Source organism: Spirosoma litoris (genome assembly GCF_054776755.1).
Map to the genome: position 1 here is coordinate 101,986 of NZ_BAAHBI010000002.1, position 11,925 is coordinate 113,910.

At 46.6% G+C, this 11,925-nt stretch carries 10 protein-coding genes; 4 read left to right on the forward strand and 6 right to left on the reverse strand.

The window, feature by feature from the left end; translation table 11 throughout:
• Window positions 1-8: 8 nt before the first annotated feature.
• Window positions 9-206 carry a hypothetical protein gene (locus tag ACYVGR_RS01265; RefSeq protein ID WP_460953271.1) on the reverse strand — a complete coding sequence of 66 codons (198 nt, stop codon included), beginning with the start codon at window positions 204-206 and terminating at the stop codon, window positions 9-11.
• Between the two features lie 299 nt (window positions 207-505).
• Here ACYVGR_RS01265 and ACYVGR_RS01270 point away from each other — a divergent pair, with 299 nt between their 5' ends.
• Window positions 506-1,207, forward strand: coding sequence for a DsbA family oxidoreductase (locus tag ACYVGR_RS01270; RefSeq protein ID WP_460953272.1), 702 nt, complete (start codon window positions 506-508; stop codon window positions 1,205-1,207).
• A 159-nt stretch (window positions 1,208-1,366) separates the two neighbouring features.
• On the opposite strand, the gene ACYVGR_RS01275 is transcribed toward ACYVGR_RS01270, so the two are convergent.
• The 4 genes from ACYVGR_RS01275 to ACYVGR_RS01290 all read right to left on the reverse strand — a co-directional run bounded on the left by ACYVGR_RS01275 (window position 1,367) and on the right by ACYVGR_RS01290 (window position 4,183).
• Entirely contained in the window at window positions 1,367-1,672 is a 306-nt protein-coding gene (locus tag ACYVGR_RS01275) for a putative quinol monooxygenase (RefSeq protein ID WP_460953274.1), read from the reverse strand.
• Between the two features lie 70 nt (window positions 1,673-1,742).
• Window positions 1,743-2,420 (reverse strand): type 1 glutamine amidotransferase domain-containing protein, encoded by a 678-nt coding sequence (locus tag ACYVGR_RS01280; RefSeq protein ID WP_460953276.1) that lies wholly within the window; start codon window positions 2,418-2,420, stop codon window positions 1,743-1,745.
• A 122-nt stretch (window positions 2,421-2,542) separates the two neighbouring features.
• Window positions 2,543-3,337: an SDR family NAD(P)-dependent oxidoreductase gene (locus ACYVGR_RS01285; RefSeq protein WP_460953277.1), complete on the reverse strand. Its 795-nt coding sequence runs from the start codon at window positions 3,335-3,337 to the stop codon at window positions 2,543-2,545.
• Between the two features lie 282 nt (window positions 3,338-3,619).
• The gene (locus ACYVGR_RS01290) at window positions 3,620-4,183 is read right to left on the reverse strand and encodes a Crp/Fnr family transcriptional regulator (RefSeq protein ID WP_460953279.1); all 564 of its coding nucleotides are present in this window, start codon (window positions 4,181-4,183) and stop codon (window positions 3,620-3,622) included.
• A 633-nt stretch (window positions 4,184-4,816) separates the two neighbouring features.
• Here ACYVGR_RS01290 and ACYVGR_RS01295 point away from each other — a divergent pair.
• Together ACYVGR_RS01295 and ACYVGR_RS01300 are read left to right on the forward strand one after the other, a co-directional pair.
• The gene (locus tag ACYVGR_RS01295; protein WP_460953280.1) at window positions 4,817-7,870 is read left to right on the forward strand and encodes a SusC/RagA family TonB-linked outer membrane protein; all 3,054 of its coding nucleotides are present in this window, start codon (window positions 4,817-4,819) and stop codon (window positions 7,868-7,870) included.
• Between the two features lie 11 nt (window positions 7,871-7,881).
• Window positions 7,882-9,567, forward strand: coding sequence for a RagB/SusD family nutrient uptake outer membrane protein (locus ACYVGR_RS01300; protein WP_460953282.1), 1,686 nt, complete (start codon window positions 7,882-7,884; stop codon window positions 9,565-9,567).
• Between the two features lie 540 nt (window positions 9,568-10,107).
• Here the strand turns inward: ACYVGR_RS01300 and ACYVGR_RS01305 are convergent.
• Window positions 10,108-10,761, reverse strand: a complete 654-nt coding sequence (locus ACYVGR_RS01305; protein ID WP_460953284.1) for a deoxynucleoside kinase — start codon at window positions 10,759-10,761, stop codon at window positions 10,108-10,110.
• Window positions 10,762-10,928: 167 nt separating this feature from the next.
• Between ACYVGR_RS01305 and trhO the strand changes: the two genes are divergently transcribed.
• Window positions 10,929-11,900 (forward strand): oxygen-dependent tRNA uridine(34) hydroxylase TrhO, encoded by a 972-nt coding sequence (gene trhO, locus ACYVGR_RS01310; protein ID WP_460953286.1) that lies wholly within the window; start codon window positions 10,929-10,931, stop codon window positions 11,898-11,900.
• Window positions 11,901-11,925: the final 25 nt, after the last annotated feature.

Below are 11,925 nucleotides of genomic sequence, written 5' to 3' on the forward strand. Positions count from 1 at the left end.
CCTATTGATTAATCATCATAACTGATTTCAGATTCCAGACCAAAGCCAATTTTTTTCAGGCTGTCGATAGCGTTTTTCATCGATTCTGTTGCGTCAGCAATCTGGCGGGCATCGGGGTGATTGGCATCAACTTGCCCCAATAAACTCGTTCCTTTCTGGCGAAGCGCTTCCAGCTGAGCAATTAGCTCACTAAGTAGAGGTTTCATTTCCGGGTTCATAGATTCTATTCTGTAAGCGGTTTGTTCGTCTTTCAATTAGATTAACGCCAAACGGTGTTCGGGAGTTTTATAAGATCCAATTCCGTTATTCCTTTCCTACTGTGACAGAGCACACTGGCTCCTGATAGCAACCAAAAAATCGGATTTGAGGTTATCCCTAAAATTAACCATAACGAATTCGGTCTGCTTTACACTGCTCTTACCGAAGCAGTTTTCTTGCTCTCGGTAAAGACATTGAACAAATTGGCCAACAGCTGGCTAATGCGGGCCGCCTAATGCTTATCAAGATGGACGTAGAAATATGGAGTGATGTCATGTGCCCCTTTTGCTACATTGGCAAACGGAAATTTGAGCATGCACTAAGTCAATTTTCGCACAAAGACCAGGTAAACGTTGTCTGGAAAAGCTTCCAGCTGAACCCAGACATGAAAACAGAACCAGGCAAAAATATCAATCAGTATCTGGCCGAGATTAAAGGCTGGAGCCTGGACGAAGCCAAGCGCATGAACGATCGCGTTACAGCAATGGCCAGTGAAGTGGGCTTAGCGTATGATTTCGACAAAGCAGTTGTAGCTAACTCGTGGGATGCGCATCGGCTTATCCAGCTAGCCAAACAACATGGGTTAGGCGATGCAGCCGAAGAACGATTGTTCCGGGCTTATTTCACCGAAGGACGAGATACCTCCGATCATGCTACGCTCCTTGAATTGGGCACTGAAATTGGACTTGCCACTAGCGATGTTGAACAACTGCTCCAAAGCAATCAATTTGCCGAAGCCGTTAGTCGGGATATTTACGAAGCTCAACAGGTAGGGGCGCGCGGTGTTCCTTTCTTTGTACTGGATCGTCGGTACGCTGTTTCGGGCGCTCAACAACCCGAAACCTTCTTAGGCGCCCTCAACACTGCCTGGGCAGATTGGGAAAAAGCAAATCCTGTGGTGATTGAAGCCACCGACGGACCAACCTGTACGCCCGGCGAAGTCTGCTGATCATTAGCCAATAATCAAGGCTGTGAAGTCAGATGCTTACATCTGACGCTGTGAGGTTTCTCAAAACCTCGTGCAACCATTAGGTTTTGAGAAACCTCACAGCGTCGGTTATCAGTAACCGACGCCACGGCAAGGTATACGAATTGCAATCTCAAAGAGCTAGTCAAACACTATTTCGTTGGCAATATCAACTTCTCTCTTTTCAAGTAGTGGTACGATTTGTTGGACGACCAACTCCTGGAAATGAGCGGAGTTGCGGTGTTCGTTCATAGCGGTTTCGTCGGCATATCCTTCGAATAAAATAAGCGTATGCTGGTCCGCTACACTTTGATGGAGCTTATAGAACAGGTTCCCTTTCTCAGCGATTGTCTGCTTCACCAATTCAGGAAGAAGTGCCTTTACCGCTTCTAGCTGACCTTCTTTCACTTGCCATTTGGCAACGATATAAACGGCTTTATTGTCCATGATAACTAGTTTTTCGAATAAGTAATGATTGCCTTTTCACAAGGCCCCCTGTGAAAAGGCGAAGGGAGATTTATGCCTGGGCTTCGAGAATATTGACAATTTTTTCGCCAACACCTTTAGCCGAAGCGGGATTTTGACCTGTAACCACATGGCCATCCGCAATACTGTTGGCAGACCAGGGAGTTGCAGCATGAAAGATAGCCCCCTGGTCGGTAAGGGCCGTTTGCAGGTCGAAGGGCACATCGGCTCTGGCATAATTATCCTCTTCGTCTGTAGTAAACGAAGCAATATTTTTGCCATTTACCAGATACGAACCATCACTCAATTTCACATTCAGCAAGGATACGGGTCCATGACATACGGCTCCAACCACAGCCCCACGTTCATAGGTATCGGCAAGCACCTGTTTCAGTAATGGATTTTCCGGCATGTCGACCATAGGCGCAAGGCCACCAGGCACAAACACCGCATCATAGCCACTAACGTCTACGTCGGAAAGTTTTTTGGCCTTTTGCATAGCCGCCCATCCGTTGCCCGTCAGGAACTTTAAATTGTCCGGATCATCGGCCAGATTCAGGGCATCCAGATAAGGCGTGTCGCCAGATAAGCTGGCAAAATCAATCTGATAACCGGCTCTGTCAAATTCAGCATAGGGGTGCGCTACTTCAGGTAAAAAAGTACCTGTCCGGCGGTTGTGTGGACCAATAACATTCGCATTTGAAACGATGATCAATATGTTCTTTTTCATAGCTGTACAATTAAAAGGATGAAGATTTTTGGGTGACAACTGATTACATGACAAAATTAAAATCAGCGCGTGGGGTCAGGAATGAGGCAAATCACTAATACGGTGTGCGTCAAATCACACGCTTAGAGAATGCCTTTTAAAATCCCACCGTCGACTTTAATAGCCGCACCATTGGTAGCGGCAGCCCATTCGCTGGACACAAAGAGCACGGTTGAAGCCACTTCATCGGGAGAGATGAAACGTTGTAACAGACTCAGCGGTCTTGTTTCGGTGAAGTACTGGTGCTCTACATCTTTAATGGACATGTTGCGTTGAGCGGCAAGCTCGCCAAAGAATCGCTCAGCTCCCTCGGAAAAAGTTGGGCCGGGTAATACCGAGTTCACCGTAACTCCAGTTCCTTTTGTGAGTTGGGCTAATCCATTGGCGATGGACAACTGTGCGGTTTTTGACATTCCATAATGAATCATTTCGGTGGGAACCTGAACGCCGGATTCGCTGGAAATAAACACCACTCGCCCCCAGTTTTTTTGCAGCATTCCGGGCATGTAGAAACGAGTTAACCGCACCCCGCTCATAACGTTGATGTTGAAGAGTTTGAGCCAATCTTCGTCGCTTGATTCAAAGAACGAAACGGGTTCAAACAGGCCGAGATTATTTACCAAAATATCGACAGATGGCAACTGCTGAGCCAATTGTTCAAACCCTTCCTTTGTTGTAAGATCGGCAACAATACCACTCACCTGAACTTCGGGGACTTCGGCAACGATCCGCTGAACAGCCTGATCAACATTGGCTTGATTGCGGCCATTCAAATACACCATAGCGCCTTCTTTGGCAAACGCTTTTGCCGTGGCAAAGCCAATACCGGCTGTAGAACCTGATATAAATACGGTCTTATTATTGAGTTGTAAGTCCATGATTACTGTGCTTCATTGATGGGACAAAATTGGAGCACAGTAAGCCCGAACAGAAGGAGGAAAATCACAAAAAAACTGTGATCGCAATCACAGTTGGTGGGGCTGAAGGAATCTTAAATTTCTACTTAGAGAGCGTTATGGCTATATCCTCAATCTGTGCGGATATAGACTGAGGATACGGTACGACCCCTTCAGGGTCGAATGTTTATAGAAAATCGAGCTAGCTATAAACATTCGACCCTGAAGGGGTCGTACCATCTATCTTTCTAAAAATCTCAACTTTTATTTAGCCGACAATCGACTCAATGTTTCCCGACTGACACCCAAATACTCGGCAATCAGCTTTTTGGGGATGCGTTGCAAGAGGTCAGGATATAGCTTACAAAACTCTTCATATCGTTCCTGGGGCGTACTCGACAGGAGCAATTTTATTCGTTGTTGCTGGGCAACATACCCATTGGTGAGTTTTGTCTTGTAGAAATGCTCCATTTTGTGAAAGTCTGCTGAAAGCTTTTCCCGAGCCTGAAGTGTAGAAACCAACACCTCCCCTTCTTCCAGACATTCGACAAACATAGTGGCCTTCACTTGTCCGAAGAAAGCCTGATAATCAGACATCCACCAGTTTTTCTGAGCAAACTGCATGATGTGTTCCTTGCCCTCTCCGTCCATGTAAAAAACCCGGTAAACGCCCGCTAAAACAAGGTATTCATGTCTCACCTCGTCGCCTTCGTGAATCAGATATTGGCCTTTGCGTACTCGTTTTAGGGTAAAGCATGTTTTTATATAGTCAAACTCTTCATCGGTAAGCGGGGTAACCTGCTCAATATGCTCTCTAAGTTTTTCCATCGAAAATTTCTCTTTTATCGAGGCTGTTTAAACTTTCTTTTTTACCAAGAAAAGGGTATGTTTTTTTGTCATTCCGACGCAGGAGGAATCTCCGGTTCGCAAATATTCCTCACCCCGGAGATTCCTCCTGCGTCGGAATGACAAAAAAACACTCAATTCCCACCTATTTTAAAAGTTTAAACAGGTTCATCGAAAAGGCGACCTCGATTTAAGCTTTTGCGAAAATTAAGTTCATGAATAGCTCAAATATCATATTACCGGCGCATATCCTCAACAGAAGCATAAAGAATGCCTGGGTGGCCATTATGCCCTCCAACACATCTCATGTTGAATTTATCCAATTCACCGATTAATTAACCATACGGCTTCAGTTAATATAATTTTAATATAGCCGCTTACCAAAAAACCAATTACTGATAACCAGAAAAAATCATCAGTAGCTGACTAGCAAAAAATAAACAAGACAAACAATTAAATTACAGACAATTACAAACACATACTCGACAGAAGAAGGGGACAAATCATTTTAGAAATCTGACATACATACATTAATTTATTTTTAATACTTTGCTAGCTCAAAAGAGATCCAATCAGAAGGTTGGAGATTTGCACCCTTAATCAATTACCATCACTATGAAGACTTTTTACTCCTCTCCTCCTACGTTGAGACGCAACTGGAGTGTATTATTTTGCCTCTTACTGGCTTTCCATTCCCTGGCAGTTTTGGCAAACAATACCTTATCAGCTAACCCCAAAACGTCTGTTTTTAAGGATGACAAGTCAAAGGCAGAAATAACCGTTAGCGGACGAGTTACCGACGCAACGACGAATGAAGCACTGGCCGGATGTACCGTCGTGTTGAAAGGATCACAGAAAGGCACGACTACCGATGCCAACGGCGATTACAAGATTGCAGTACCCGATGGTAATGCCGTTCTGGTATTTGGTTTCATTGGCTTTGTCTCTCAGGACGTTCCCGTGGGAAACCAGACGATCATCAATGTCTCCCTGAAAGCATCGGCATCCGAGCTTGCTCAGGTTGTGGTCATTGGTTACGGTAGCGCTTCACAGAAAGATATGACGGGTTCGGTGAAGTCGATTAAAAGCGCCGATTTCAACCGGGGTATCATCAACTCACCCGAGCAACTTTTACAGGGCAAAGTCGCTGGTGTTAACGTAACCTCTACCAGTGGCGAACCGGGTGGTAACCAAAATATTACCATTCGGGGTCCGGGTGGCGTTCGTACAGGAAGTACACCCCTTTTCGTGCTGGATGGTATTGCACTGGATAATTCAAGCACGGGTGGAGCCACTAACCCGCTGAACTTCCTGAATCCACAGGATATTGAGTCGATCGATGTCTTGAAAGACGCATCGGCAACGGCCATTTATGGCTCCCGTGGCGCGAACGGCGTTATCTTAATTACAACCAAAAAGGGGAAAGCAGGTTCATCGAACTTTACGCTTTCGTCTAGCTATGGCATATCGAATCTGACTCGCGCTTTGCCTGTGTTCTCGGCCGATGAGTACCGCCAGCAGGTTCCGGCAGTCGGTGGTGTTCTGGAAGATTTCAAAGGATCGACCGATTGGCAAAAAGAAATCACCCAAACGGCCAAAACCCAGAATCACAACGTATCATTCAGTGGCGGAGCTAATAAGCTCACCTATTATGGCTCGGTTGGCGTTCAGAATCAGGAAGGTATCCTAAAAGGCAGTAAACTTGATCGGTACACAGGCCGCCTGAATGTGTCACAGAAATTTCTGGATGATCGGCTTACGGTTGATTTCAATCTCAACACGACCTACACCTTAAACAAACGACCTCCAACCGAGGATTTGGTCGGTGGAGCGATCTCGACAAACCCGACAATACCCGCCTATGATACTGATGGAACGCCTTTTAAATACCAGGCGGGCACCAATCCGCTCATTACGCTGGCGCTGAAGAAAGATATTGCAACCATCAATCGGACAATCGCCAATTTATCGCCCTCCTTTAAGCTCACGAAAGATCTGGTGTACAAACTGAATCTGGGTATCGATAACTCCAGTGCAGTGCGAGACATCGAACAGTTACCGAGTGCGGTGCCGTTGATCGATGGCCGACTTGAGTCGATTTACACGACCAACCGCAACATTCTGGTTGAGAACTACTTCACCTATACCTTAGCGAAGCAGGATCATAACTTAACCGCGTTGCTGGGCCATTCGTACCAGAAAATTTTTGTGCAGGAACGCCGTTCCAGCATCAACAAATTTCCGATCTCTCCAATTGATCCGATTTACAACCCCGGTCTAGGACAGGAACTTACGTTGGCGAACAACAAGCCCAGCGGCTTTGCTACCGAAAATGAGTTACAATCGTTTTTCTCGCGGGTTAGCTATCACTACAAAGACAAATACCTGATGACGGCCACCGTGCGGGCCGATGGATCATCCAAGTTTGGGGCCAATAACAAATACGGGGTATTCCCATCTGTCTCGGCAGGCTGGCGGATTTCGGAAGAAGCCTTCATGAAATCAGGGCCATTCACTGATCTGAAACTTCGGGCGGGTTGGGGTCAAACCGGTAACCAGGAAATTCCGTCCAAGATTACCCAGGCCCTGTTTACCTCTCAGGTGTCGGCATCAACGAGTTATCCCTTATCGCCAACGGGCGCCTATCCAGCCGGAACGTCGTATACACGCCTTGCCAACCCCGATATCCAGTGGGAAGTATCGACCCAAACCGACTTAGGAGTAGATTTTGCCCTGTTCAAAGGTGGGTTATCTGGCTCGGTGGATTATTTCCGAAAAGTATCGAACAACATTCTGCTCGAAGTTATTCCATCCGATCCTGTTCAACCAGCGGGTACATTCTGGACCAACGTTCCGAACATGACCATCACCAACCAGGGCGTTGAAGTGGATTTGAATTACCGATATGCTAGCCTGAGTGGATTCCGATTCGATGTGGGCGGCAATATTACGTTCATTGACAACGTGGTTAACAATTCGCCCTATACTGTTATTCCTTCTGGGAACGCGTCGGGTTCGGGCCTGACATCGGCTACCATCAACGGCTACATCAACGGGCAACCCATTGGTACGTTCTTCCTGAAAAACTTCATTGGCCTTGATGATAAGGGAATCAGCAAGTTTCAGGATGTGGATGGCGACGGTATAATAACGGATAAAGATCGCTTGCCCGTTGGAAGTGCTCTGCCAACCAAGCAGTTCAACTTCCACACGAATTTTGCCTATAAAGGATTCGATCTATCGGTCAATTTCAACGGCGTATCTGGCAACAAAATCTACGACAACACCGCCAATGCGAACTTCTATAAGTTGCGGTTGTCAAAAGGGCTAAACGTCACGCCTGAGGCTATTGCTATGCCAAACGAGTCGATCAACAACTCGGCACCCGTTTCGAGCCGATACCTGAAAAATGGGGCTTTCCTTCGGTTAAATAACCTGTCGTTAGGCTATAATCTCAGTCCAAAACTTATTGGCATGGGCAAGTGGATTCAGGGGATTCGCTTATCGGCTACGGGTCAGAATTTGTTCGTGATCACTAAATACGACGGCTATGACCCCGAGGTGAACGTAACCGACCGGAACATCAACGGGATTTCGTCGTACGGTATCGACTACCTCAGCTATCCGAAAGCGAAAACGTTTGTTTTTGGCCTGAACCTTACTTTTTAATTCCAGAAGTCATGAAAAAGAAACTCATTTCCGCGCTGGCTCTGGTTGGCACGCTCTTTATATATAGTTGCACCAATCTGGCCGAAAACGTGCTGGACGAAGCCTCCGTTTCGGGCCTCTCCGATCGGCAGGCAGCTGATGGGATTATTGCCCCTGTTTATGCTCGGCTACCCGATATCTTCCTGCATACCAACTACTTCAATATCCAGGAAATCTCCACCGACGAAGCCATTCTCCCGTATCGGGGGGGTACCGACTGGGGCGATAACGGTATCTATCTGGCGATGCACCAACATACGACGATCAGTACCGATCCTAACCTAAACAGCACCTGGAACCTGATTTTACAGGGTGTGTCGCGGTCGATTACTGCAATCAATACCTTGCCAACGCTGAAAGATCCTGTTGCGAAAACGTATCTCGCCGAAGCACGAGGCATGCGGGCTTACTACTCCCTGCTGACGTTAGACCTGTTCGGGCTGGTATTTGTGAAAGACGATCTGGGCGCAACCTCGACTATTCTGCGGGGTGATCAGGCGGTTGAGTATATCAAAGCCGAATTGCTTGCCGTAGAACCCAATCTGGAAACAACCGTAGGGCCCGGTCGGCTGACCAAAGGCGCTGTTTGGGGTTTGCTGGCCCGTCTGTACCTGAACGCTGCTGTTTACCGAGATCGGTATGCAACCCAGTTTACCTTCAAGCCAGAAGATATGGATAAGGCCGTTGAATATTGCGACAAGATCATTGCGTCAGGCCAATACGCACTGTCGAAGGATTTCTTCTCCATCTTCAACTCCGATAATCACGACAACAAAGAGCTGATTTTTGCCGTCGATCAACGGGCAGATTTGAATGGTACAAACCGGATGGCTTACTTTTCCATTTCGGGCGATCAGTTCCCGATACCTGCTTATCCGGCTGCTAACGGCACCGACGGACCGGGTATTACTCCTGATTATTACCAGAGTTGGGCTACGGCTTATGCGCCTAAAGACCCTACCGTAGATCCTCGTTTCTACAAACAGAACCTGACAATCTATTCAAACCCAGCTGACTCTTGCGTGGCGGAAGCCGATTTTAACATCAACCGGGGTATTCTGCGCGGCCAACAATACGGTTTGATTCGGCGGAACGGTGTGTTTTTAAAATGCCCAGATGGTAAATACAAAGTAGGGGCCCTCTTTTATGACACCCGGAACAAACCCACGCTGCCCGTTAATTTTACCCAGCAAATTGACTTCACCGTTGCCGGAAGTAATTATAATACGGGCTACCGGGTTGAAAAATATGAGTTCAGCAAGAAATCAGCCAGTGGTCGAAATTTTGGCGATGCGGATATTGTGATCCTGCGGTTAGCCGATATTTACCTGATGCGGGCCGAAGCTAAACTTCGTAAAAGTGGTGATGCGGCCTCGGCTCTAGCGGATGTCAACACGGTTAGAGCTGCCCGGACGGTTACGGCTCCTCCTCCGGCTCTCACCACTATGAACCTGGATCTGTTGCTCCGGGAACGCGGCTTTGAATTATACTGGGAAGACCTTCGCCGTACTGACCTAATCCGATTTGGTAAGTATGAAGGCACCTGGACGGAAAAGACGAACAGCGATCCCAAGAAACGTATTTTCCCAATTCCGCAAACAGCCATTGATGGCGCATCCAACTTACCGGGTTATCTGAAGCAGAACGATGGGTATTAGTTGTTCATAAAAACGTAAAGGCTTAACAGAACTAGCCGGTCAATAACTGACCGGCTAGTTCTGTTTTAATGAACCTGTTTAGGATTTCAGTTAGATCTAGTACTGGTCTATCTTGTCCTCTCTATACCGATAACTCAGAATGAACACCATATACACACTAAAGTAAAACACAACCTCACGGAACAGCTATTTTATACTTTTATTGACCATCCATTAGTCTAGTCTTGCGTAAACCATCTGTCATAACCGTTTTAGCCGGTATACTTATGATACTCTCTAGTATCTATGTATTCTATTTATTGGAGTATCAGCACCCGGAAGTATTAATTTTTGCGGGCGTCGTTTTGATTATTTATATACTGTGTATCAGACAGCTAAAGTAGGATCGCTCCTTTTCTGAACAGCCTTTAGAACTTATTAATACCCATTTCGCAACGAAACAAATTGGCTTCGCGTATCAAATACATATAAGCTTTATTATGTAGTTCAAAAAAGCCGGACTTGATGAGTCCGGCTCTTTTTTTGTCCATTTGTATAACTTCAGGATTTTTCAAATGTGCTCAGCCAGTCGTCAATCTGACGAACCACAGCCGCGAAGTCAGACGGCTTATTTACATAGTCCAGCGTGTTCACGTCCAGCACTAGTAGCGGACCGAGTTTATAAGCCCCGGCAAATTCTTCATATAACAGATTAAGATTGATCAAGTATTCTTCACTAATACCCTGTTCAAAGGAGCGCCCCCGTTTCTGAATCTGTTTGCGAAGTTTGGGTAAATCGGCCCGCAGGTAAATCATTAGATCGGGTGGACGAACCATGCTCATCATATTCTCGAACAAGTGTCGGTAGGTAAAATAGTCGCGCTCAGGCATGGTGCCATCCTGGTAAAGATTACGGGCAAAAATGGCCGCATCCTCATAAATAGTCCGATCCTGCACCATCGTGTGGGCATGTGTCCCGAACGCAACCGGGTCCTCCTGACGACGCTGCATGATTTTTTTCATCTGGGCGAAGCGGCTATTCAGAAAAAAGATTTGCAGATTGAATGCCCACCGAGGCATATCGCTATAAAAATCAGCCAGATAAGGATTTCCGTCAACCGCTTCGTAAAGTACTTCCCAGCCGTAATGAGCGGCTAATAGTTCGGCCAGCGTTGTTTTGCCAGCTCCAATGTTCCCTGTAATAGCAATGTGCATTGTTTAATAGTTGCCAGTCGGCAGTACAGTTTGTGGGCAATAAATGTAGGCAGTCAACGACTCCTGACCAACGTCAGGGAACTAATCAATGATTTAATTTAATTTTGTAATTCAGAACGAACATTGAGCAACACCCTTTCGCTCATTCACCCTTTCGCTCTTTAAAAATGAAACCGTACCGCGTTCTTCTGTACTATATTTATTCACCCATCGAAAACCCGGAGCAATATCGGGAAGAACATCATTTGCTGTGCCTGCGGCTTAACTTACTCGGGCGTATCATTGTGGCCCCCGAAGGCTTGAACGGAACCGTGTCGGGCCTGGTGGAAGACTGCGAAGCGTACATGGCAGCGCTCCAGGCCGATCCTCGTTTTGCAAAAACAGAGTTTAAGATTGATGAATCGGACGGACATGCGTTTCAAAAACTGCACGTTCGGGTGAAAGCCGAGATCGTTCATTCCGATTTAGGCGTCGATCCACTGGTGCAAACAGGTATACACCTCGAACCGGAAGAGTTCAAACAACTCAAAAATGACCCGGATGTTGTGCTGGTCGATATGCGGTCAAACTACGAGCACGAGGTGGGTAAGTTCAAAGGAGCCATTACGTTCGACATGGATAACCTACGCGAGCTTCCCGAACACATTGGCGAAATCGAGCATCTGAAAGGATCAGGCAAAAAGATTGTGACGTATTGTACAGGCGGCATCAAGTGCGAAAAAGCTTCTGCATATCTCCTGTCGCAGGGATTTGAAAATGTGTACCAGTTACATGGTGGCATTATCAAATATGGTATCGAATCAGGTGGTGAAGATTTCGACGGAGAGTGCTATGTATTTGATAACCGTGTAACGGTGCCGGTCAATCACATAAATCCGGTTGTCGTATCGACCTGCTATCGGTGTGGCACGCCCACCAGCCGCATGATCAACTGCGCAAGCCCAGTTTGCAACAACCACGTTACGCTTTGCGAAGATTGTGGTAATGAACACATTGGTACCTGTTCCGACTCCTGCAAAGCCGATCCGAATTTGCGTCCTTATGATGGAACAGGGTATTACGGCAAACAGACCCAAAGCTACTCCCCTATTCAGGGTTACAAAAGCCGACAAGGGCAAAAAGTTGATGTGGCGCTTTAATGTATAGAACGCTGATGACGCTGGT